19 protein-coding genes are annotated in these 24,783 nt (G+C 37.3%); 8 read left to right on the top strand and 11 right to left on the bottom strand.

Features of this window, described 5'->3' with window-relative positions:
- The first annotated feature begins 31 nt into the window (after positions 1 to 31).
- Entirely contained in the window at positions 32 to 1,066 is a 1,035-nt protein-coding gene (locus LC814_RS03930; protein ID WP_226065058.1) for an acyl-CoA reductase, read from the top strand.
- 1 nt (position 1,067) lies between these two features.
- On the opposite strand, the gene LC814_RS03925 is transcribed toward LC814_RS03930, so the two are convergent.
- On the bottom strand, positions 1,068 to 1,382 hold the full coding sequence (locus tag LC814_RS03925) for a DUF4286 family protein (RefSeq protein ID WP_226065057.1): 315 nt from the start codon (positions 1,380 to 1,382) through the stop codon (positions 1,068 to 1,070).
- A gap of 146 nt (positions 1,383 to 1,528) precedes the next feature.
- Here LC814_RS03925 and gyrA point away from each other — a divergent pair, with 146 nt between their 5' ends.
- From gyrA to LC814_RS03910, 3 genes are all read left to right on the top strand, one after another.
- Complete coding sequence (gyrA, locus tag LC814_RS03920) at positions 1,529 to 4,195, top strand: DNA gyrase subunit A (RefSeq protein WP_226065056.1); 2,667 nt, start codon at positions 1,529 to 1,531, stop codon at positions 4,193 to 4,195.
- Positions 4,196 to 4,224: 29 nt separating this feature from the next.
- A complete protein-coding gene (locus LC814_RS03915; protein ID WP_226065055.1) occupies positions 4,225 to 5,613 on the top strand; it encodes a tetratricopeptide repeat protein in 1,389 nt (462 codons plus the stop codon).
- 151 nt (positions 5,614 to 5,764) lie between these two features.
- On the top strand, positions 5,765 to 7,537 hold the full coding sequence (locus LC814_RS03910; RefSeq protein ID WP_226065054.1) for an aminopeptidase P family protein: 1,773 nt from the start codon (positions 5,765 to 5,767) through the stop codon (positions 7,535 to 7,537).
- A 204-nt stretch (positions 7,538 to 7,741) separates the two neighbouring features.
- Here the strand turns inward: LC814_RS03910 and LC814_RS03905 are convergent, their stop codons facing one another.
- The 8 genes from LC814_RS03905 to LC814_RS03870 all read right to left on the bottom strand — a co-directional run bounded on the left by LC814_RS03905 (position 7,742) and on the right by LC814_RS03870 (position 14,358).
- Positions 7,742 to 8,242: a nucleoside deaminase gene (locus LC814_RS03905; RefSeq protein ID WP_226065053.1), complete on the bottom strand. Its 501-nt coding sequence runs from the start codon at positions 8,240 to 8,242 to the stop codon at positions 7,742 to 7,744.
- 38 nt (positions 8,243 to 8,280) lie between these two features.
- On the bottom strand, positions 8,281 to 9,183 hold the full coding sequence (locus LC814_RS03900; RefSeq protein WP_226065052.1) for a histone deacetylase family protein: 903 nt from the start codon (positions 9,181 to 9,183) through the stop codon (positions 8,281 to 8,283).
- A gap of 174 nt (positions 9,184 to 9,357) precedes the next feature.
- Positions 9,358 to 10,338 (bottom strand): dipeptidase, encoded by a 981-nt coding sequence (locus LC814_RS03895; RefSeq protein ID WP_226065051.1) that lies wholly within the window; start codon positions 10,336 to 10,338, stop codon positions 9,358 to 9,360.
- A 374-nt stretch (positions 10,339 to 10,712) separates the two neighbouring features.
- Entirely contained in the window at positions 10,713 to 10,793 is an 81-nt protein-coding gene (locus LC814_RS12500) for a hypothetical protein (RefSeq protein ID WP_262903725.1), read from the bottom strand.
- A gap of 97 nt (positions 10,794 to 10,890) precedes the next feature.
- Positions 10,891 to 11,274, bottom strand: a complete 384-nt coding sequence (locus LC814_RS03885; protein WP_226065050.1) for a hypothetical protein — start codon at positions 11,272 to 11,274, stop codon at positions 10,891 to 10,893.
- A gap of 811 nt (positions 11,275 to 12,085) precedes the next feature.
- Positions 12,086 to 13,060 (bottom strand): NAD(P)H-quinone oxidoreductase, encoded by a 975-nt coding sequence (locus LC814_RS03880; protein ID WP_226065049.1) that lies wholly within the window; start codon positions 13,058 to 13,060, stop codon positions 12,086 to 12,088.
- Between the two features lie 274 nt (positions 13,061 to 13,334).
- The gene (locus tag LC814_RS03875; RefSeq protein WP_226065048.1) at positions 13,335 to 13,781 is read right to left on the bottom strand and encodes a hypothetical protein; all 447 of its coding nucleotides are present in this window, start codon (positions 13,779 to 13,781) and stop codon (positions 13,335 to 13,337) included.
- 28 nt (positions 13,782 to 13,809) lie between these two features.
- A complete protein-coding gene (locus LC814_RS03870; RefSeq protein ID WP_226065047.1) occupies positions 13,810 to 14,358 on the bottom strand; it encodes a hypothetical protein in 549 nt (182 codons plus the stop codon).
- A gap of 446 nt (positions 14,359 to 14,804) precedes the next feature.
- Here LC814_RS03870 and LC814_RS03865 point away from each other — a divergent pair, with 446 nt between their 5' ends.
- From LC814_RS03865 to LC814_RS03855, 3 genes are all read left to right on the top strand, one after another.
- Entirely contained in the window at positions 14,805 to 15,962 is a 1,158-nt protein-coding gene (locus tag LC814_RS03865; protein ID WP_226065046.1) for a Fic family protein, read from the top strand.
- 270 nt (positions 15,963 to 16,232) lie between these two features.
- Positions 16,233 to 17,795 carry a tRNA uridine-5-carboxymethylaminomethyl(34) synthesis GTPase MnmE gene (gene mnmE / locus LC814_RS03860; RefSeq protein ID WP_226065045.1) on the top strand — a complete coding sequence of 521 codons (1,563 nt, stop codon included), beginning with the start codon at positions 16,233 to 16,235 and terminating at the stop codon, positions 17,793 to 17,795.
- A gap of 117 nt (positions 17,796 to 17,912) precedes the next feature.
- Positions 17,913 to 19,070 (top strand): lycopene cyclase family protein, encoded by a 1,158-nt coding sequence (locus LC814_RS03855; protein ID WP_226065044.1) that lies wholly within the window; start codon positions 17,913 to 17,915, stop codon positions 19,068 to 19,070.
- A 368-nt stretch (positions 19,071 to 19,438) separates the two neighbouring features.
- Here LC814_RS03855 and LC814_RS03850 read toward each other — a convergent pair whose 3' ends face one another.
- Positions 19,439 to 20,563 carry a PAS domain-containing sensor histidine kinase gene (locus LC814_RS03850; RefSeq protein WP_226065043.1) on the bottom strand — a complete coding sequence of 375 codons (1,125 nt, stop codon included), beginning with the start codon at positions 20,561 to 20,563 and terminating at the stop codon, positions 19,439 to 19,441.
- Positions 20,560 to 21,351 (bottom strand): alpha/beta fold hydrolase, encoded by a 792-nt coding sequence (locus LC814_RS03845; protein ID WP_226065042.1) that lies wholly within the window; start codon positions 21,349 to 21,351, stop codon positions 20,560 to 20,562. Before LC814_RS03845 ends, LC814_RS03850 begins: the two co-directional genes overlap by 4 nt.
- 354 nt (positions 21,352 to 21,705) lie before the next feature.
- Between LC814_RS03845 and LC814_RS03840 the strand changes: the two genes are divergently transcribed.
- Positions 21,706 to 24,780, top strand: coding sequence for a type I restriction endonuclease subunit R (locus LC814_RS03840; protein ID WP_226065041.1), 3,075 nt, complete (start codon positions 21,706 to 21,708; stop codon positions 24,778 to 24,780).
- Positions 24,781 to 24,783: the final 3 nt, after the last annotated feature.

Genomic DNA, 24,783 nt, shown 5'->3' with positions numbered 1-24,783 from the left:
ATTACTAAAAATCCCCCAATTTTCCCATAGAATGAAGTTAGAAAAACAAATTTCAGGCCTTTGTAAATTAAGCAGGTATATTACTGATTTTTTAGAAAAGAATCCTGAAAATTATACCGAAATTGATGAAGAATTTTCTTCGGTTTTGAGGAAATCGGAAAATGAAAATCCCTGGTTTACGGCTGAAAATCAAAAGTTTGCCCTAACGCAGTGGGCGAATTTATTGCAGGAAGAAAATATAAAAAATTGGCTGTCTGTATACGAACCCTCCAAAAACCCGAAGAAAGTAGGATTGATTTTGGCGGGAAACATTCCTTTAGTAGGCTTGCATGATGTGATTTCGGTAATTCTAAGCCAGCACATTCCGCTTATAAAATTGTCTTCAAAAGATAAAACAATGCTTCCGTTTCTTCTCAACAAATGGAATTTATTTTCAGAGGAAAATGTATCGTTCGAATTCGTGGAAAGACTTCAGGATTTCGATGCTGTAATTGCCACAGGAAGCAATAATACCGCGCGCTATCTGGACTATTATTTTAAAGATTCTTTAAGTATCATCAGAAAAAACAGAACATCAATTGCTGTATTAAAAGGAGATGAAACTCCAGAAGAACTTGCACTTTTGGCGCAAGATATTTTCCGGTATTATGGTTTGGGTTGTCGGAATGTAACCCGTCTTTTTATTCCCGAGGACTTTTTGATAGACCGTCTGTTTGAAAGTTTCATCGCTTTTAAAAATGTAATCAATCATCACAAATACGCTAATAATTACGAATATAACCGTGCAATTTATTTGCTTAATCAGGAAAGATTCTGGGATAATAATTTTGTAATGCTGAAGGAAGATGCAGATTTATTTTCCCCTTTATCAGTCTTAAATTTTACACGGTATAAAAACCTGGGAGAGGTCGAAAGTTTCATTGCTGAAAACGACCAGAATATTCAGGCGATCGTTGCGAAATCTGAATTAGGTTTGGATTCAATCTATTTTGGCGAAGCGCAAAATCCTGCCTTGTCTACGTATGCAGACCATGTAGACACCATGGCGTTTTTGGAGGTGATTTAAATTAAAGTCGAGATCTTCTGGGATTTAGATAAGTAACGAAAACCATGACATTTACCCCAAATTTCTGTTTCACGATTTCAGTAATATTGGTGAGTTCAATTTCTACAAAATCATCGCGCTTTTCCGCATTTTCGAAAATTAGGAGAAGGTTGGTATTTTGACCTTCGGAAACTAGATCGCTTTCAACTTCAGACAGAATATATTTTTCTACTTCCATCAGATTTTCAATCATTTGGTGCAGCTCTGTACCGAGGTAAATTCCCCAGTCATTCTGAATGTCGGCTGTGGTGTGGAAAGTAATGCTTAGGAGACTCATATTTTTAACTTTTTTTATGATTCAGAGCGTTCTGTTTCGCACAAAATTCGGGATTTTTTTCGTAATTTAGCACGTTATTAAAATTAGAATTTTGAGAAAGTTCAAGCATCAGTATAACCGCTTGATTTTCATTTTATTAAAATATTATGCATAAAGAAGGAGAAAGGTTAATTCCTATCAACATTGTTGATGAAATGAAATCCTCTTACATCGATTATTCGATGTCGGTAATTGTTTCCAGAGCGTTACCCGATGTAAGAGATGGCTTAAAACCCGTACACAGACGAGTTCTTTACGGGATGTACGGTCTCAACGTTTTTTCAAACAGAAAACATTTAAAATCAGCCAGAATTGTAGGTGATGTTCTTGGTAAGTATCACCCACACGGTGATACCTCCGTTTACGATGCCATGGTAAGAATGGCGCAACCTTGGAGTTTGCGTTATCAATTGGTAGACGGACAAGGTAACTTTGGGTCTGTAGATGGCGATCCGCCCGCAGCAATGCGTTATACGGAAGCAAGAATGAAAAAGATTTCAGATGAAATTTTAGCAGATCTTGATAAAGATACCGTTGACTTTCAAAATAACTTTGATGATTCCATGACGGAACCTTCTGTAATGCCAACGAAAATCCCTAACCTTTTGGTCAATGGTACTTCGGGGATTGCAGTAGGAATGGCGACCAATATGGCGCCGCACAATCTTTCAGAATCAATTGACGCCATTTGTGCTTACATCGACGATCGTGAAATTACGATTGATGAATTGATGAAACACATTATCGCACCCGATTTCCCGACAGGTGGTATTATTTATGGGTACGACGGTGTTCGTGATGCACTTCATACCGGTAGAGGAAGAATCGTGTTGCGTGCAAAAGTAGGTTTCGAAGAAATTGGAAACAGAAATGCCATCATCGTTACGGAAATTCCTTATCAGGTGAATAAGGCAGATATGATTGCCAGAACTGCGGAACTCGTTAAAGACGAAAAAATCCCGGGTATTTACGAGATTCGCGATGAATCTGACAGACAGGGAATGCGTGTGGTTTATGAATTGAAACACGATGCAATCCCGAATGTTGTTCTAAATATGCTTTATAAATATACGGCATTGCAGACTTCGTTCAGCGTTAATAATATTGCCTTGGTAAAAGGCCGTCCGGTCCAGTTGAATGTAAAGGATATTATTCATCATTTTGTAGAACACCGCCATGAAGTAGTTGTTCGCAGAACAAAATATGATTTAAGAAAAGCCAGAGAAAGAGCACATATTCTTGAAGGTTTCATGAAAGTGATCGGAACCCAGGATTCTCTTGATAAAGCGATTGCGATTATTCGTCACAGCGCAAATCCTGCCGAAGCGAAGGAAGGATTGATGGCAGAATTCGAACTTTCAGATATTCAGGCACAAGCAATCTTAGATTTGAGATTGGCTCGATTGACCGGAATGGAACTCGACAAAATCCGCGCGGAATATGACGAGATCATGGCATTGATTAATGATTTAGAAGATATCTTAGCCAACGAGCCAAGAAGATATCAGATTATCAGAGATGAAATGTTAGACATGAAAGAAAAGTATGGGGACGAAAGACGTACGGAAATAGATTACTCAGGTGGCGAAATGTCTATCGAAGATTTAATTCCAGATGAAAAAGTAGTGCTTACTATTTCTCATGCAGGTTATATAAAAAGAACGTCCCTTTCAGAATATAAAGTTCAAAGTAGAGGTGGTGTCGGAAACCGTGCAGCGACAACGAGAGATGAAGATTTCTTGGAGTATATCGTAGCAGCGACCAATCACCAGTATATGTTGTTCTTTACTGAAAAAGGAAAATGTTTCTGGTTAAGGGTATTTGAAATTCCAGAAGGTTCTAAAATATCCAAAGGTAGAGCGGTTCAGAATTTAATTAATATTGAGCCGGATGATAAAATCAAAGCTTACATCAGAACCAATGATTTAAAGGATCAGGAATATATCAATAAAATGAATGTGGTGATGATTACCAAAAACGGAACCATCAAGAAAACTTCATTGGAAGCTTATTCCCGTCCCAGAACAAATGGCGTAAATGCGATTGAAATTAGAGACAATGACCAGCTGTTGGGTGCACGATTAACCAACGGAACTTCTGAAATTATGATTGCGACACGAAAAGGTAAATGTATCCGTTTCCCAGAGGAAAAAGCGAGAGCTGTGGGACGTGGATCGATCGGTGTTCGTGGGATTACGCTCGATAAAGGCGACGAAGTTATTGGAATGATTGTTGTGGACGATGTGCAAAATGAGTCCGTTTTAGTGGTATCTGAAAGAGGATACGGAAAGCGTACGGCAGTAGAAGATTATCGGGTGACAAACCGTGGTGGAAAAGGAGTTATTACCTTAAATATTACCGAAAAAACGGGCGATCTTATCGCAATTCAGATGGTGACTGATGATGATGGTTTAATGATCATCAATAAATCAGGCGTAGCCATCAGAATGGGAATGGACGAAATGCGAATCATGGGTAGAAATACGCAAGGTGTGAAAGTAATCAACCTTAAAAAGAATGATGAAATCGCAGCCATTGCAAAAGTGGAAATGGATAAAGAAGTTGTAGAGGTGATCGATGAAGAACTTACTGAACTTCCTACCGAACATGTAGATTCTGACCATCCAGACTTTAGTGATCAGGAGCAAACCGGTAATAATGCATTTACCAATATTGGTGATCCTGAAGTGCTTCAAAAAATTGAAGATGAAGAAGCAGAACTAAGTGAAAATCCTGAAATAGAGAACGATTCAGAAGATGAATCTCCAGAATAATAAAGCTAACAATTTTTAAATAAAATCAAATGAAAAAAATATTTTTAAGCGCCGCAATGCTTACAGCTGTGTTCACATTTGCACAGAAAAAAGAAATTGCAGCCGCAGTAAAAGCCATCGACGCCGGTGATATCGCCACGACAACGTCACAACTTGCGCAGGCCGAAAGTGCGATGGGAACTAAAACATATCTTTTGGAACCTGCACTTTTAGAGCAGTATTATTATGCAAAAGGATTATCGCTCTTGAAAGCTGGTAAAACAGCAGAAGGCGCAACCTACCTTGCAAAAATTAATGATCTTGCCAAAAATAAAATTTATGTTGGTAAAGATTCTTCCAAAAACAAAGTATACTATGTTGGTAAAACAGCAGCAGATGAATCTGGAGTTCAAGGTTTAAAAGAAGAAACTTACGTGCCTACTTTGATGGGAAAACTTGGAACTTCAATCAACCCGGTTATTGAAGCGGCAAATAAAGCAGCATTAGCTGCGTATAACGAGAAAAAATATACAGTTGCTGCTCCAAAATTCAAAGAAGTCTATGACTTATTGAGCGCAGCAGGTCAGGACAATAAGAAATATCTTTATTACGCAGGCCTTACCTACGCTTTGGGGGATATGAAAAAGGAAGCGACAGAAGTGTATACAAATTTGATCAACTCCAATTATACAGGTGTTGAAACAACCTATACTGCTAAAAATAAAAAATCTGGCGAAGTAGAAAATTTAGAGAAAGCGACTTGGGATCTCTACAAGAAAATGGGCGCAACTGCAGACTATACTGATTTTAAGGTGGAAACGTCTAAAAGTATGGAGCAGGAATTATACGAAACTACAGCAGCTTTACTTCTAGATGCTGACCGACCAGATGATGCTTTAGCACTTATTGATAAAGGTTTGAAAAAATTCCCAAGTAATGCTAAATTAGCAGAATTACAGGGAACAGCTTATTATAAAGCGGGGAAAACAAATGAATTTGTAAACAATCTGAAAGCACAGCTGGCGAAAAATCCGAATGATGCCAATAACTGGTATAATCTTGGTGTTTTGCAAAGTAAAGATCCTGCAACTGCAGCAGAAGCATTGGCTTCTTACAAAAAAGCGGTAGAGCTTAAACCAGATTTCATTCAGGCACATCAAAACCTTACGTTTACCACAATGGGTGATGATGCAAAGGCGATTGATGATTATAATGCTGCAAGAAAAGCGGGAAAAACTGAACTGGCCAACAAAATTATCGAAGCAAGAAGAGCGAGATTAGCAGCCTCACTTCCTTACGCTGAACAGTGGTATTTGTATGACGGCAATAATATTGAAGTTGTTACTTTACTTAAAGGTCTTTACCTTTCAGTGAAAAACGATGCAAAATATAAAGAGTTTAAAGACAAAGAAGCTGCCATGTCAGCTACTAAAAAATAAAGAGGTTTTTACCTATTTTGAATTAAAGTATACTGAATTATTTTCAGTATACTTTTTTTTGTTTTTAAATTCCCGCATTTATTGTCGATTTTAGGGCTGATCTTTTCGTAAAGTCTCACATTCTTCGTAAATTCACGTCAAATTAAAAGTTATGACATCATCAGAAAAAATAGAACTGCTTCGCCAGAAAATGGCTGAAAATAATATCGACGCTTTTATCGTCTATTCTGCAGATCCGCACATGAGCGAGTATTTACCCGCAGAGTGGCAAGAAAGATCGTGGCTCTCAGGATTTACAGGTTCCGCCGGCTTCGTTGTCGTTACGAAAGATAAAGCCGGACTCTGGACGGATGGTCGTTATTTCGTTCAGGCACCGATTGAACTTAAAGATTCTGGTGTTGATCTTTTTAAAGATGGCATGGAAGGCACTCCCAATTATATCGACTGGATCATTTCCGAAATTCCAGAAAATGGAACAGTTGCGGTAAATGCTTTGGCAACTTCAAACGCGAACTGGGAATTGCTGGAGCAAAAACTGACGGCAAAAGGAAAAAAACTTGTCGATAATCCGTTGTTGAAAGAAGTGTGGAAAGACCGAAATACCAATGCTCCTAAAAATCCGATTTTCGTACATCCCGTAGAACGCGCGGGGAAATCAGTGGCAGATAAACTGGCAGATATTCGTCAGAAAATGGAGGAAATGGATGCTTCAGTCCACGTGATTTCAAGTTTAGATGATGTCGCTTGGACGCTCAATTTACGCGGAAGCGATGTACAGTCTAATCCTGTTTTTTTGGGCTATATTATTTTAACAAAAAACGAAACCAAGCTTTTCGTTGACCTGGAAAAACTTGATACCGATGCCCGGGAACAAATGCAGGAATGTTGGGTAAAAATGTTGCCTTACGATCAGTTCTTTGAAGATCTGAAATGTTATAAAGAGGAACGTATTCTAATTTCTCCAAACAGCAATCAAGCCATATTTGAAGCCTTAAAAGAAGGGAATACCTTCATTAAAGCACCTGTTCCGGGGAATTTAATGAAAGCCATTAAAAATGAAACCGAGCTCCAAGGTTTCAGAACCGTGATGCAAAGAGATGGCGTAGCGATGGTGAAATTCCTTTATTGGCTCACGCATCAGGCGGGAAAAGAAGTCATGACCGAATTTTCAATTGGCGAAAAGTTAAGAGGTTTCCGCGCGGAAGGTAAAAACTTCGTGGGCGAAAGTTTCGGCAGCATCGTCGGATACAAAGAAAATGGGGCGATTATGCATTACTCTGCGAAAAGTGAAGGAAGCAAAGAAGTCACCAATCAAGATACGATCTTAGTCGATTCCGGCGGCCAGTATTTAGAAGGAACCACCGATATCACCAGAACTTCGGCCTTAGGAACAGCGTCGGCAGAATTTAAAGAAAACTGTACGTTGGCTTTGAAAGGATTAATTCAGTTGTCCATGGTGAAGTTTCCAAAAGGAACGCGTGGTGTTCAACTCGATGCCTTTGCAAGATTGGCACTTTGGAAAGAAGGCAAAGATTACAACCACGGCACCGGTCACGGGGTGGGAAGTTTTATGAATGTGCACGAAGGTCCACAAAACATTAGAAAAGACATGAATTTCCAGGAACTCATTCCGGGCATGGTCTTGTCAAATGAGCCAGGTTTCTATTATGAAAACCATTACGGAATTCGTCACGAAAATCTCATCGCAGTTCGGGAATTGGAAACCACCGATTTCGGAACCTTCTATGATTTCGAAACCTTGACGATTTGTCCGTTCGACAAAAATGTAATTGCTACCGAATTATTGACTCAGCCTGAAAAAGACTGGTTAAATAATTACCACGCGTGGTGTAAAGAAAAATTAGAAAACGATTTAGAAGGCGAGGTCAAAGACTGGTTCTTAGAAATGGTTCAACCGATATAAAAACTAAAAGTGTAGATTTTTCTACACTTTTTTTATTTGGGCGTGCCCCAAGGGTCGGGTTATTCATTACAATCTTTTTGTTTTGTCGGAACAAAACAAAAAGGATTTCCATTGCTATCCCTCACGCAGATCATCGCTTAATAGAAGAGGAACTTTTACCAAGTAAAATTCTGTTTTGTGCAATTTCAAATCTTTAAAAAGCGTCTATTTTTTTGACCATTTCATTTCGTGAAGCTTCTTGATTTCTTGCAGTAAATCACCTTCCGCAGGACCGCGGCCTTCGATCTTTTTAATAATGTCTTCAACCGGTAAAAAGTTAATCGGTGCAGCTGGAAGATCATATTCCTTTTGCCATTCTCCCAACTGTTTGGCAGAACTCAAATACACTAAACCTCCGATTCCCACCCAACCTTGCGCAGCCGAACACATCGGACAATGCTCACCAGTTGTGTACATTGTGGACTTTGCTCGTTCTTCTTCCGATAAATTTTCTGCTGCCCAATACGCCAAATCAATTTCCGGATGCGCCAGAATTGTTTTTTCATTCACGCGGTTTCGCGCTTCTGCAATAATTTCTCCAGCGTCATTGACCAAGACTGAGCCGAAAGCTTCATCGCCAGCTTCCACCGACTCTTTTGCCAATTCCAGACATCTTCTCAAATATTTTTCGTCAGTTGACTGAATCGGATTTTTGATTATTTCCATGTAATATTTTTATGGATGTTAATATAAAAAAGATTTTCCTAAGAATAAAAATCCGCCGCAACGCGATACGTGTTGGTATGTGCGTTGATGATCGTTTTTATTTCGGGAGAATAACCGCCGCCCATACTGCACTGAACGGGAATTTCAAATTTTTTGCAATGAGAAAAAACAATTTCATCGCGGGTTTTACAACCTTCCAAAGTGCAGTTCAGATTTCCCAGTTTATCAGATTCCAAAATATCAACACCACTCAGATAGAAGATAAAATCAGGTTTTTCCTGGTTAATAAGTTTTGGGACAAATTCATTGATTACCTCCAGATATTCATGGTCAGAAGTTCCGGTGGGTAGTCCAATATCCAGATCAGACGTTTCTTTTTTAAACGGATAATTGGTTTGACCATGCACGGAGAATGTAAATACGTTTGGATGATGCTGAAATATTTCCGCCGTTCCATTTCCCTGATGAACATCCAAATCGATGATGAGAATTTTGGTCGCCAATTGATGGTTTATTAAATACGCCGCGCCAATAGCCTGATCATTCAGCATGCAAAAACCTTCGCCTCGATTGGTGAAAGCATGGTGTGTTCCACCAGCGATATTAAATGCAACTCCAGTTTGTATCGCCTTTTCGCAGCCTGTGATGGTTCCCTGCGCAATTCTAAATTCCCGTTCCACCAATTCTGCAGACAGCGGGAAACCAATCCTCCGTACCATTTTTGCATCCAAGATTAAATTTAATAAACGCTCCACATATTGTTGGTCGTGAACAGCATAAATATGTTTTAGATCAGCAGGTTCGGGTACAAAAAAATCATGTTCTTCCACAATTCCTTCCAATAATAACTGTTGCGGGAGCAAGTCATATTTCAACATTGGAAACTTGTGACCTTCAGGCAATGGATGTTTGTAAATGGGATGATACGCAATCGGTAACATTGATTTCTTATTTTAAAGAATATAAAGTTTGATCAAGAATTGTTTAAATTTTAAACAGCTTTCCATATTTTAATTATTGCTGATATGAGGTAGAGAGTGATTGAAAACCACCTGACGGAACTATAAATCTTTTAATTAAAGAATTTATCGAAAAATGAAACCACCTCAAGCTAATTATCTCCAAAGTCTTTCTAAAAAATCCAAAGCATTCTGACTGCTTACTTTCTTCATTTGTTCAGCACCAAATTGCTCTTCCAAAACTTTATTGATTTCAGGATAGCAACTGGCGTTTCCATGTGCCGAAAAATAGAAAGGAATTCTTGACTTGTCTGGATTGTCTTTGGTGTAAAAATAATCTGCTCCATAACAAATCGCTTTTTCTGCGCCTAAGGAAATTCCATGCGCAACGTGTTCTTGTAAAGCTTCCACGTTATCTGGATTTAAAAATGCGCGCACAAAGTTAAGTCCGATCAATCCTTTTTGATGAATTATTTCTTTCGCCACATCATCGGGTAAATTCCGTTTGTGATCATAAACCGGACGGTAATTTGAATGACTCGCCATAATCGGAACGTCGATGTTCTGTTTAGAAATATAGTTTAAAATATCATACGCCAAAGCATCACTCGTATGCGAAAAATCGATGGCAATGTTTCTGTTGTGCATATAATCGATTAAAGCTTTTCCGTCGTTTTTTAAGCCGGCAGTGGAGTAGTTGCCGCCACCAAATCTATTTTCAGCGTGATGCGTAAATCCAATATAAAGGATCGAACCTACGTTTTCAATGATCTTTTCTAAGTTTTGAAAACCTTCTTTCAAAGAAATATTCTCATCACAAAACGCCGAACCACTTTCTACCGAAGCCAGCATTCCGATATTTTCATTCGTTCCAAAATTTGCTAAATGATGTTTTTCGAAACGGTATAATTCGTTTTCTTCCTCATTTAAATTCTTAAAAATTTCGCTTTGTTTTAATCCAAATTCATGACTGTTATTTTCCACGGGCGCAAAAATCGCCATGATTTGTAACTTCACATTTCCCTTTGTCAAATAGGGAACTGCGCAACCAACATCTTCGGTATTATAAATGCTGGATTCTGGACGCGTCATATAACTGAGTAAGTCGCAGTGGAGATCGATTACAGGTTGATTCATGAAAAGTTTAATTTTTAAGAATTGCCAGCTTGTTAGTGCTTGACAAAGAATTCTTTGTTATTTAATCTACTAAAATACCACTTTTGAAATAAGAGTACATTTTTTTGATTCGAAAATATTTTCAGTCAAAGACGCAAAGTGGTTTTTCTCTCGTATAAAGGACAAGACAGTGGTTTTTATCTCGTCTACAGTTCAAGACTGAGGTTTTCATGCAAACTCGCAATGATTTTCATCTCGTCTTTATAGACGATACAATGGTTTATTAAAAAGGAGATTCCGGAGGAATCGCATCTCTGTAGGTTATATTAGGGGATAGTTAGGGCGTTCCGGAGGAACGCTATCTTTTTTGATAAGTCGCTTTGCTCCATCGACAATTAATTTTTCGCTCGGTTCAAATCAATTTGCTCCTTTCTTTTCAAACGGGTTACAAATTGTCCTGTTTTTGTTGGAGTGATTTTGGCTATTCGAAACAGAATTTTAAAGTTGTCGAGTTGAAAGCTTGCGCAGCATATTCCTGACTTTGATTCAGGTTGAATGTTTTTTCAACTTAAATTACAAGGTTAAAATCAATTCTTCAATTAATTCAAGGTCGGGAAACTGAGCATTCAATTTCTGCTTAGAGGGAATTAGTTTGGTTTTTTCTCCGGCATCTTTGTTTGCTTCTGATTTGTTTTGTGCGTCCGGATTTTCCAATTCCGGAGTGGCCATTACTCTGGACATGAACCAAATTGTCCCTTTCCCTTTCAAGGCTTTGTTTGCCCACATAATACCTAAAACCAATCCTAAAATAGCTGCAATAATTCCTAAAATAAGAGTGATTGAACTTGGATTGGGGAAATAAATTAAAGCTCCAATTATAATCCCAATAAGAAAGGGTGACGCTACGATTTGTAACCAACCGATTGATTCTGTTATTAATTCAAAAAAATTTTTCATTGATCTATATTATTTTATTGTATTGTTTTTTTTGATAAAAAAGAATCATCCGCCACGACGAACAAGAATGGAAAAAATTTTTCCAATTATCACATTCACAAATTAATATTTATTCTTCATTCATTTTTCTTGATAAAAAAGAACCAAAAAATCAAGACCAGAAACTTACCTAAAATTAGAATTTAATTCTAAGACTACCAAACTCGGGCGGAAACTTTAATTGTCTCTTCTATTAAAGATTTTTTCCGCCACTCAAACACTGGAAGTTTGCCTCACTATATTTTATTTTTTTTTTTGAATCGGCCAACCTCCTTCGTCGGTTTCTTCACGAATTAATTTCTAATTTTTTTAACAGCTCCGTTTCCTAAGTCATTCAAATACGAGTTTGTTTGAAACTGATGAATTTTGTCATTCAGAGCGGAACAAAGTGGAGCGTGGAATCTCAATTTCCCATATCTTATATAATCTTTTTTACTCTTCATTCTTTTTTCTTGATAAAAAAGAACCAAAAAATCAAGACTGGAAACTCACCTAAAAATTAGAACTTGATCCTAAAATTTCCAAACTCGGGCGGAAATGTTAGTTTTTTTCTTCGATTAAAGATTTTTGCCGCCACTCAAACACTGGAAATTTGCCTCACCACTTTTTATTATTTTATTTGAATCGGCGAACCTCCTTCGTCGGTTTTTTAGCGGCCCAAATTCTAATTTTCTTAACGGCTCCGTTTCCTAGGTCGTATGGGAACTAGTTTTTAAAATTCTCAAATTGCCAAATTCTCAAATTGCCACATTAGCACATTCTCAAATTCTCCCTAATCCATCGTCAACAAAATCTTACCGATATGTTCGCTGCTTTCCATTAATCGGTGGGCTTCGGCCGCTTCAGCGAGCGGGAAGGTTTTGTAGATGATGGGATGAATTTCTTTTGAATGAAACATCGGCCAGATATTTTTTTCGACGTCTTTGGCGATCTGGGTTTTTACGTCGGCGGTTTGGGGTTTTAGAAAACTTCCCGTCACCGTGAGATTCTTCGCCATAATGGTGAGCAGATTAATATTCACATCCATGCTTTTCATGCCGTTGATGTAACAAAGTCGGCCTTTTTTATTCAGAATTTCGAGATTCTTTTGGGTGTAATCTCCACCGACCATGTCTAAGATGACATCGATTTTCTCGTCTTTCAGAAATTCTTCGAAAGCCTCTTTTTTGTAGTTGATGACTTTGTCAACGCCCATTTTTTGGAGGAAATCCACTTTTTCATCCGTTCCTGCAGTAGAGTAGGTTTTGCAGCCCCACGCTTTTGCCATTTGCAAGCCCATGGTTCCGATGCCGCTGGTTCCGCCGTGGATCAATAATTTTTCACGCGGTTGAAGTTTGCCCAAATGAAAGACGTTAAACCAAACCGTAAAAACCGTTTCGGGAATTGCCGCCGCGTCGGTCAAACCGATTCCTTCGGGAATGGGAAGACAGTGGGAACTGTCGACTGTTACATATTCGGCATAACCGCCGTCTGCAATGAGTGCGCAGACTTTATCGCCGACTTTTTTATCTTTTACGGCGGAACCGATTTCTGTTATTTCGCCCGAAACTTCTAAGCCGGGAATTAAAGTGGTCGGCGAACCTTTGCCGTAAGTGGCTGTGTTTTGTCGCGTGATAATATCGCTGCGATTGACTCCTGCGGCTTTTACTTTAATAAGCACCTGATTTTCTGCCGGTGTTGGTTTTGGAGTTTCCTGTAATTGTAAAACTTCCGGTCCACCGGATTTTGTGATATGGATTGCTTTCATTTGGTTGGTTTATTATATAGAGCAGTTGTGGGAGTTTTAAACCACAAAAGTCACAAAAGGTTAATTTGCACTATACTATTTAAAGTTAATAAAAAACTATTTTAAATATAGAGGTGACATTAGTTTAAGAAAAATAATACTTTTAAAAGTGCACCTAAGTTCTGAAAATCAAAAATTTTCAACTTTATGATTTAATAGCAGAATGCGAGTTTGTAAGAGCTGTAATTGTTGTTTTAAAATTGATTCTGCATTTTAGTTAATGCCTTAGTTTTAATTAAGGAATCACTTTATATATTGTACTGTCATTATTTCCAAAAACTTCTCTTTGAATACGTTTTGCAAACTCAACCGTTTCTGGGATACTCGTGTTTGTTTTAAAACTTAAATAGGGGATTCTATCTAATTTTTCTGTTTCAAACTTGATATGGTTTTTCGAAGCAAATTTTTCTAACAGTTCTAAGTAAGGGAGCTGAATCTTTTTAAGTGCCCTAAACTCTACATTAAATTTCTCGTCATTCCGGACGAAAAAGAGACTGTCGTATCCATTTGCAGTGATTCCAATAAAATTAAAGTCGGTTTTACCCTCCAGGACCAGATTGAGTTCTTCAGATAACTCTTCCAATTGAATTTTTTTTGCAGTAAATCGATCTCTGCGTTTTTCAGTTTTATCATTTGTACCTAATTTTTTGACGCTGTTGATAATGGATTTAAATATATTCATATTGATTTAGCTTTTTAATCCAACGCTCTTACTTGCTTTTTGCTTTCTGTAATTCAAGACGGAAAACTTTACTGTCTTTTAAAAGTTCTGCCTCTTTACTTTTCTTATCCATTTGAGTGAAAATCTCTTTTTCAGTTTGCTTGATTGAAAATAATTTGGAGTTTTCGAAATAAAACCGACCTATGTAAATGGATTCTAGTTTTGTGTGATCCAATCCAGTTACTTGATTTGATTGGTCTTTTATAGCTGCAAATTGATCCTGCTTTTCGAAAACGAAAATTAATTCATCGTCTGAAAAGAAATATTCGCAGGTTTTCATTCCGTAAGAAAATCCGAAACTGTAAACGATTTTTTTTAGTTTTCCATTTTTATAATAACCGGAAAGTTCTTGTCCGCCATCAGTTGTTTCATTTTTTACGTTCACAAAATAGTCGTTATCTAATTTTTTGATCTGATAATTTTTTTCTGTATTGATGGCTTCAACCTTTTTGCGAACTGCAGCAATTCTTTCTGCTGTTTGTCCGAAGAGTAAAGTTGTTAAAGTTACAAATGTTAGAAGGAAGAGTTTAGTTTTCAATAATTTATAGAGTGTAAAATAGAAAAACTTGAAAATTCAAAAAAAGTAATTTCATATAATATTTTTATAAATTAAGTTAAACCTTTAAAGATATTTCACAAAGCATGTTTATAATTAAAATAAGAGCAATGCGTTAAAAAAACTAGTTTTTTTAACGCATTGCTCTTATACTTTGCCTTCAGCTTACAAATAATATTTTATAGTAGAAATACTTCCTTATTTTTTATTATTTGTAAGCTGAAGGCGTTATCAAAGTTAGTCTTTTTTTTCGACATTGTCAATAGTTGTAAAGTATTTTTTATTAAATTTTGAATTGTGATTTATGATTAATGTTAATTGTTGTACTAATGTAGACTTCTTGAAATTCCCTATTATAAAAGAATTTATTTGTAAATTTGTTAATTGTTTATAACTTGATTGTAAAATGTTTTATATTTTAATTTAAAATGTCAGTAGCAAAATTTACCCCATACGATTTAAAATTAGTTGAACCAACTTTCAAAAGTAATTTAACAGACTTAATTATTGAGTTAGATTACTTACGAAAAAAACCACTTGGAGGATCAACTCATCCAAAAGTTTTCTTTCAACTCAAACACATTTTTCATACTTTAGAAAGTATTGGATCGGCACGAATTGAAGGAAATAGAACTACGATAGCTGAATACATTGAAACAAAATTAGACGATGAAGTAAATGTTTCATCTGGAATTCAAGAGATTCAGAATATTGAGAAAGCAATGGAATTCGTTGAGGAGAATATTCAAGATAATCCAATTAATACTCTTTTTATTAGTGAGTTACATAAGATGATTGTAGATGGTTTATCTGTTCCACCTTATGGCGAGGGTGATTCTAATCCTGGAATTTATAGAAAAAATAATTTAAAAATAAATCAATCTAGTCATTTACCTCCTGATCATTTTAGAGTGGGTGATTATATGAAAGAATTATTTGATTTTATTAGTGTTGACAATAGTCCAAAATATGACTTACTAAAAGCAGCGATTGCTCACCACAGGTTTGTTTGGATTCATCCATATGGTAATGGAAATGGACGTACAGTGAGATTATTTACTTACGCAATGCTCGTCAAAACTGGATTTAATGTAAACGTTGGTCGAATAATTAATCCAACAGCTGTTTTTTGTAGTAATAGGAATGATTATTATGAAAATTTATCGAAAGCTGATTTAGGTACTGATGAAGGAATTTTAGAATGGTGCGAATATGTATTGAAAGGTCTAAAAGATGAGATTGAAAAAATTGATAAATTAAGTGATTATGAATATTTAAAAAAAGAAATTTTAATTCCTACAATTAATCACTCACTTGAAAGAAAATATATAACAGAAATTGAATCTAAAATTTTGAAAAAAGTTATAGAAATTCAAGTTGTGCAAGCAACTGACGTAAAGGAGTTTTTTAAAGGTAAACATAGCTCAGAAATTTCAAGACAAATTAAAAAACTAATTGATAAAAAAATGATTATTCCTGAAAATGATGGAATGCGTAAATATATAATTCGGTTTGATAATAATTTTCTATTACGTGGAATTATTAAGACTCTTGGGGAGAAAGGATTTTTACCAATAAGAGACTAAAGTTTTATAATTTTTTCATTTTTAATTATTTAAATTTCACTCTCACATACAAATTACTTTTGTTACTATTATTTTTAAATTTCAAGAAGAAAAACCACCCTCCATTCTAGCCCCGATGGAAACGACATCCTTTTTTGTTCCGCCGAAAGGCGGAACAAAAAAGATATAGTCCTTCGACAGGCTCAGGGTAAATTCCCAGCGGGACGAGTCTTCGAAAGAGGCGAAATCTTGGTGCTCCTAAAAACAGGAATAATTCCGTAATTTTGCGGCATGAACGTGAATTTAAATCAAGATACTATTTGTGCAATCGCCACGGCAAACGGAGTTGGAGCTATTGGGATTATAAGAATTTCGGGTAACCAGGCTTTTAAAATTGCAGCCAAAATTTTTGACGGTAAGAATCTGGAGGAGGTGGATTCGCATACGGTTCATTATGGGTTTATCGTGGATAAGAACCAGGTAAAAAGTGAAAAGAGCCAAGAGGAAAGAGAAAAGATAATAGATAATGGACAGGAGATTGACGAGAGTCAAGAATCAAGATCCAAGAACCAAAGTATAGGATTTGAAAGTGATATAAGTACATCCGACATCCGACAACCGACAACCGACAATTCAGAAATAATCGATGAAGTGATGGTTTCGGTTTTTAAAGCGCCGAAAACCTTTACGGCAGAAGATTCTGTGGAAATTTCTTTTCACGGATCTCCACATATTGCGAAGAAAATTCTGGAAGTTTTGGTGAAGCATGGAGCGCGACTGGCGAAAGCCGGGGAATTTACGATGCGTGCTTTTATGAACGGCAGAATTGATCTGGCGCAGGCGGAATCGATTGCTGATTTGATTGCTTCCGAAAATGAGGCGTCGCGGAAAGTGGCTTTGAATCAGTTAAAAGGGGGAATTACGAATGAGATTTCGATCCTTAGAAATGACTTGCTGAATTTTACGTCGCTGATTGAACTGGAACTGGATTTCGGGGAAGAGGATGTGGAATTTGCGGACCGTACCGCCATGAATAAATTGCTGCTCAACTTGCGCCATAAACTGAGCGCTTTGATTGAGAGTTTCCAATACGGGAATGCGCTGAAAAATGGAGTAGAAGTCGCTATTATCGGGAAACCGAACGCTGGGAAATCGACGCTTTTGAATGCTTTGTTGAAAGAGGAAAGAGCGATTGTTTCTGAAATCGCGGGAACGACGCGCGATACGATTGAGGAAGTGATTCATTTGAAAGGAACGGCTTTTCGGTTTGTGGATACGGCGGGACTTCGGGAAACAACGGATATCATTGAGAAAATTGGCGTAACGAAAGCGAAGGAGAAAATTGCTTCGGCGAAAGTACTGTTGTATCTCTACGATGAGCACGATTCTTCGCCTGCAGAAGTGATTGCTTTTGTAAAGGAATTCCACCGCGAGGATTTGAAAATTGTGCTGGTTCATAATAAAGTGGATTTGACCAACGACGAAACTCCAAACGAATTTGACGCCACTTTAAACCTGGAATTGTTTCCGGATTATTGTGATGAATTGTTGAGGATCTCCGCGAAAGATCAAACGGGAATTGAAGCCGTGAAAACGGTTTTGATCGATTACGTGGAGAATTTGAAAGATCAGGAAAGCAATGTGATCATTACGAATCAAAGGCATTTTGATGCCTTGCAGAAATCGCTGCAATCTGTTCTTCAGGTGGAGGAGGCGGTGAGTTCAGGGATTCATACCGAATTGTTGGCGTATGAGTTGAGAAATGCGCTGGAGCAATTGGGAGAGATTTCCGGAGAGTTTACAAATGATGAGGTTCTGGGGAATATTTTTTCTAAGTTTTGCATCGGTAAATAAATCCCGCAATTTTAGACACTTATTTACAATTTTCAACCCTCCAAAAGTCTATCTTTATCCAAGAACATTCTGTTCAAATATTCTATTGATATCTAGAAGATCACCTCAAAATTTTACATGAACAATACCAATTCAAAATACGATTATATCATTGCCGGCTCGGGGTGTGCGGGGTTAAGTTTGCTTTACCGATTGTTGATCGATCCCGTTTTGCAATCTAAAAAAATCCTCGTGATTGATCGCGTTCAGAAAAATGCAAACGACCGTACCTGGTGTTTTTGGGAGGAAGGAAAAGGTCTTTTTGAATCGGTGGTCACGCATGAATGGAAATCACTGATTTTTAAAAATGAAGATTTTACCCGCCAATTTGATCTGGAAAAGTACCGCTACAAAATGATACAGGGAAAAGATTTTTATGACTTTGTTCTTTCCTACGCCTCCAATTTTGAAAATGTAACCTTTAAAAATGAAAATATAAAAGGGATTACTTCAGACGCCCTTGCGGCGACTGTAGAAACTGAGGATAATAGGTACCAAGCTGACTATTTATTCAATTCAACCTCTTTATTTAATCCGAAGATTACAGAAGAAAATTCCTTGCTTCAACATTTTACGGGTTGGGTGATTAAAACTACAGCAGATACTTTCGATGCAAAGGTTGGAACTTTAATGGACTTTACCTTAGATCAAAAACATGGTGCCACCTTCATGTATGTTTTACCCACAAGCCCCACGGAAGCTCTGGTAGAGTACACCTTGTTCAGTAAAAGTGTTTTGCCAAAAGAAGAATATCAAACAGCCTTGAAGCATTATATTAAAAATGATCTTCAGATTTCAGATTACGAAATTACCCATACCGAATTTGGAATCATCCCCATGTCTCTGGCCAAGTTTGAGCGAAAGAGCGATGCTTTTAATCGCATCATCAACATTGGAACAGCCGGCGGTTACACGAAGGCAAGCAGTGGCTATACCTTTCAGTTTGTGCAGAAAAATACGGCACAAATTATCGAAAATTTAGTGCAACAAAAAAATCCAAACCCGGAAAAATCGTTTGATGACAAGCGGTATGAATGGTATGACCGCACTTTGCTGGAAGTTATTCTGTCTGGGAAGATGCAAGGAAAAGAAATTTTCTCGACGATGTTTTCAAAACGCTCGCCGGAAGATATTTTAAAATTTTTAGGAAATGAAAGTACGGTTTGGGATGATCTTAAAATTGTGACTGCGCTGCCAATCGGACCCTTTATGATTGCTGGATTGAATCAACTCTAAAAAATCCTGAATTTATTTTGTAAAATTTTCGTTTTTAATAGATTAGCCTTTTAATTCTAGACAAAGAAAGCGGAAACCATTGGTCAATCGTCGCCTCACATTGAAGTAGAATTGCAATATCAATTTAAAAAAACAGCTCAAAAGAAAGCTTCGTTCAACGCTTTGCTCTGGTTTCACTTGACCACGTTAAATTTTTCTGGAGAAATTAGGTTAGAAAACTTTTCATCGCTACAGAAAACACGATTCTCTTTCACCATTATTTCAATTTGATTATGGCTGTGGAAGAAATATTCTTTCTCTGACTATTAAACAAATTGAGCCATATTCCTTTCCACTAAACAGAGTTAGGCGGTCTTCTGCAATACTATTTAATGCTCCCATTGCATCAAAAAAGTAAACCGCGTTTCCGTTTCATTGGAAACAAAGGACAACGTCGCGCCATGTGCCTGCGCAATTTGATCTGCGATGTAAAGGCCTAAACCCAGCCCGTTTTTGCTCGGACTGTTTCTTTCCCGCTTGAAAGGCGTAAATAAAATTGCCTGCAACGTTTCCGGGATAGGTTCCCCCTCATTGGCCACAGAAATTTCGAGGTTGTCGGGCGTATTGATGGCCCTAAAATAAACCGGAGATCCCGGATTACCGTGAGTCAAGGCATTTGCGAGAAGGTTGGAGGCAAGTTGAGAAATTCGGTCTGCATCACAATGAACCGTTTCCGGAAGAGCGAATTCAGTCTCGATCAGTCGGTTCGGGAATAAGAACTTCAACTCTTCGACTACGTGTTCCAGGAGGGCTTGTAAGTCGACCTCTTGCGGCGTGATCACAATTCCTACACCCATTCGCGTACGCGCAAAATCCATCACATTTCCGATAAGCTCATTCATGCGGTAGGTGCTTCGCTTTAAAATCCCGAGCATTTTTTTCTGGTGCTCCTCTTTAAGTGCGCGCTCTAAAACGCCAACCGTCATGGTTATTGCACCGAGCGGATTCCGCAAGTCATGTCCCAAAACGGCGATCAATTGTTCCCTTAAGAGTACATTTTCCCGTTCAGCTTCCAATTCCTTTTCAGCGATGCTTCTGGCATATTGTAAATTCTGCTCGTACTGCACGCGGTCAGAAGCTTTTAAAAGCGTGTAGTAAATCAATTTTGAACCGTCTTCTTTCGGAGCCGATTCTTTACCATTAATCAAAATTTTTAATCGTTGATCCGAGACACCACTTAATTCCACCAGAATTTCATCAAAATATCCCTGCATTTTCAGAAGGGGTGAAAGATGCGTTTCAAAGTAAATCTTACTCCCAATGGAGAGCAGATCCGAAAACCTTTTGCCTTTTATTTCCTCCGCAGAAATCCCGAGCCAGGCAGAAACGCACCTATTGCTGCGAATAATTCTGTTCTTCTCATCGGCAATGACAAAACCAGAGAAGGACTCTTCAAAGAAATCATCTGCTTCCCGGTGCGAAATACTATTATTTTGAGGGGGATCCGGAATCATGAGAGAAATGCTTTCATGGCTGCAATAGTTTCTTCCGGTGCACTGAGATTGGGGCAATGTCCGGTTGCTTCCATAATGACCAACTGACTGTCTTTTATCTTTTCATGCATATAAATGCCAACCTCTTCCGGCGCGATCACATCGTCTGAACACTGTAAAATAAGGGTAGGAATTTCAACTTTAGGCAGTAAATCTCTTTTATCTGAAAAGAAGGTTGTGCGGGCAAAATCTTTTGCAATGTCGGGATTGGTACGACAAAAACTGTTCGACAGTTCTTCTGCCAATTCGCCACGCTCCGGGTTTGCCATGATGACGGGTGCCATGGTCATTGACCAGCCCAAGTGATTGTTGTCTAAGGCCTCCAGCAATTCTGTAATTTGCTCTCTTGTAAAGCCGCCCACATAATCACCCTCATTGATGTAAGACGGCGATGGACTTACCATTATTAATGATTTGAAAAGACTCGGTGATTGCAAAGAGGCGATCATTCCAATGATGGAACTTACGGAATGACCGACAAAAATAACGTCTTTCAATTCCATTTCTTCACAAATTTCCACGAGGTCAGCGGCATATCCTTCCAGTTCTGAATACTTCTCTGTGGTGTAAGCCGACAAATCAGAATTGCCTGCACCCACATGATCAAACAATACCACTTTATAGTCTTCTTCAAAAGCAGGAGCAACAAAACGCCACATGTTCTGATCACACCCAAAACCATGTGCAAACAGCATCACCTGCGTTCCCTTGCCTTTAACATGTACATTATTTCGTTGAATCGCATTCATAACGGGTAACTACGAGATTATTAATTTTAAAGATTGCAAGATAATTAATAAATTAATACTGCATCTTGTTTATTTTCGAATTAATGTCAATCTAATTTTCTTTAAGCGATCTCTTTATTGCGGAAGTGTTGCGGGATTGTTGCGGAATGTTCCCGAAAAGAGAGGTTTTTGGGAAGGAGTGTGGGAGGAGAGTGGGAGGTGACAAAAACGTAGAGGTGATTAAAAACAATGTCTCAACTAAATAAACAAAAAGACGTTGTTTTGCGTAGGGAAAATATCATGATTTTTTCTTTTATTTTCTTTTTCTGAACGTGCGAACATTTCTTATATTTACAACAAACTATTATACGTGAGATGAAGTTTAACGAAGATTCGAGAGTAAAACTCCCAGCTATTTTGCATTTAATGCGACTGGGTTATCAATACATTTCTTTAAAAGATCAAAATAGAATAGAGGAGAATAATATTTTCTCCTCTATTTTTATTCCCCAGATTTCAAAGATCAATGGTATTTCTGAAGAAGAATCTCATAGATTATTAGATGAAATTAACCTGGAATTAGATTTTGAAGATTTAGGTAAGAAATTTTACGAAAGATTGACGGCCACTTCCGGAATCAAATTGATTGATTTTGAAAACTTTAAAAATAACAGTTTTCACGTTACCACCGAATTAACCTGCAAATCCGGTGATGAGGAATTCAGACCAGATATCACCATTTTAATCAATGGTTTGCCACTGGCTTTTGTTGAAGTTAAAAAACCGCATAATAAAGAAGGAGTTATTGCAGAACGAAATAGAATCAACACCCGTTTTAAAAATAAACATTTCCGTCGCTTTGTAAATATATCCCAGTTACTCATATTCTCCAATAACATGGAATATGAAGATGGTATCGTAGAACCGATTTTTGGGGCTTTCTATGCAACTCCATCTAATGATCAGGTTAACTTTAATTATTTCAGAGAGGATTTAGAATATCCCGTAAAACAAACTTTATTGACTTTATCAGAAGATATTGAAAATCAAGTTTTAAAGGATAATAATATTGTGGTGATTAAAGATAGTCCCGAGTATATCATCAACAAACAGGATAAAACACCAACAAATAGAATTCTCACTTCTTTATTGAGCAGAGAACGTTTGCAATTCATCTTGCAATATGCGATTGCGTACGTAGAAGAAGAAAATGCAGGAAAGATCTCTTATCAGAAGCACATTATGCGCTATCCGCAGTTGTTTGCAACTCAAGCGATATCTTCGAAATTAGACCAAGGTCAAAACAAAGGGATTATCTGGCATACGCAAGGTTCAGGTAAAACGGCTTTAGCATATTATAACGTAAAATATTTGACCAACTATTTCGCAAAAAAACAAATCATTCCTAAGTTCTATTTCATCGTCGACCGTTTGGATTTATTAATTCAATCATCCAGTGAATTTGCGAATCGTGGATTGAAAGTTAATCAGGTGAATTCTCGTCAGGATTTTATTAAAGATTTAAAAGTGGTTGGCGCGATTCATAACGATAGCGGTGTGCCGGAAATTACGGTGGTGAATATTCAAAAATTTAGTGAAGATGCTATTTCTGTTAAAGATCTGAATTATGATATCAATGTGCAGCGGATTTACTTTTTAGATGAAGCACACCGAAGTTATAATCCAAAAGGAAATTACCTGGCAAACCTCATCAATTCTGATCGGAATGCCGTGATCATCGCTTTAACAGGAACGCCTTTGTTACGAGAAGTTGCCAAAGATTATGATTCTAAAATGCTCTTCGGTAATTATTTTCACAAGTATTATTACAACAGTTCTATTGCCGATGGTTATACTTTGCGTTTGATAAGAGAGGAAATTGAAGGAAGTTTCAAAATCCAGATGCAGGAGGTGATGGAAAAGATTAAAATATTGAAAGGTGAAATTACCGCCCGAGATATTTATGCTGACAAAAAATTTGCCGACCCACTTTTGGACTATATCACCAAAGATTTAATTCAGTTTAGAAGAGATCAACAGGATACTTCTTTAGGTGGAATGGTAGTTTGTGATTCTGCGCCGCAAGCAAAAGAATTGTTTAGATTATTTCAGGAGAAATATGGCGAACAGGAAACTGATGCTAGTCTTTTGATGGTAGCTGAATCTAAACCAAAATATGGACATAACGAAGAGCCGAAATTAACTGCTGCATTAATTCTGCACGACGAAAACGATAAAACCATTCGCAAAGATTTGATTGGCGCGTACAAAAAAGCCAAAGTTGATTTGCTATTTGTTTACAATATGTTGCTCACTGGTTTTGATGCCAAACGTTTAAAGAAATTGTATTTGGCAAGAGTTATTCAAGATCATAATTTACTGCAGACTTTAACCCGGGTTAATCGTCCTTATAAAAAATACAAGTACGGATATGTAGTAGATTTTGCCGATATCTCCAAAGCATTTGACCGAACTAACAAGATGTATTTTGATGAGTTGCAGGATCAGTTAGGCGATGAAATGGAAATGTATTCGCATCTTTTTAAATCTGAACAGGAAATTAAAGACGAGTTAAAAGAAATCAAGGAAACCTTATTTCATTACGATACCGAAAACAGAGAATTGTTCTCTCAGCAGATTGAACAACTGACCGACAAAAAAGAATTATTGCGTTTAGTAAAAGCGTTGCGAACGGCAAAGGAATTGAAAAACATTATTGCCGTAAATGGTTATGATGCTTTGCACGGAATTGAAGATTTTAATGTCTTAAATGGTTTACTTCTTATTGCCCAAAACAGAATAGATAATCTTAATTTCGTAGAAAGTATAGGAAATGAAGAAGCTTCTAAAAATCTGCTGAATACTGCGCTCGAAGATATTATCTTTCAGTTTATAAAAATTGATGAAAGTGAATTGGTTCTTGCCGATGAATTCAAAGATATTCTTCGTAAAGCCAGAGAATCGCTGCAGCATAATTTCGATCAGCAGGATGTACACTTTGTTACGTTACGGGAAGAATTGGAAAGACTTTTCAAAAAGAAAAATCTGAGCGAAGTCACCCAAAACGATATGGTGGAGAACATGCATTTGCTCCAAAAGATCTACGATAAAGCCAAAGAACTCAACCGTAAAAATGCTTTGCTAAAAGCTAAATATGAAAACGACGAAAAATATACGCGTATTCATAAACGCTTAAAAGAAAAGGGAACTTTGAACGCAAAAGAAAGCCAACTGCACCGTGCCTTAATGCAAGTGAAACAACAGGTGGATGAGAAACTCATCAACCAAGATGATTTGCGTAAAAATGAACCTTACTTCAAATGCTATCTTCTGCAATTGGTGGTACAGGAATTCAAGAAGAACGAAAATATTCCTTTGGATTATGCCACCACAGAAACTATTAATAATATGATTGCAAACGAGTATTTGCAACAATATCAATATAACTAAAAT

Source organism: Kaistella polysaccharea, from assembly GCF_020410745.1.
GTDB lineage: Bacteria > Bacteroidota > Bacteroidia > Flavobacteriales > Weeksellaceae > Kaistella > Kaistella polysaccharea.
This window is presented reverse-complemented; position numbering and strand designations above follow the sequence as displayed.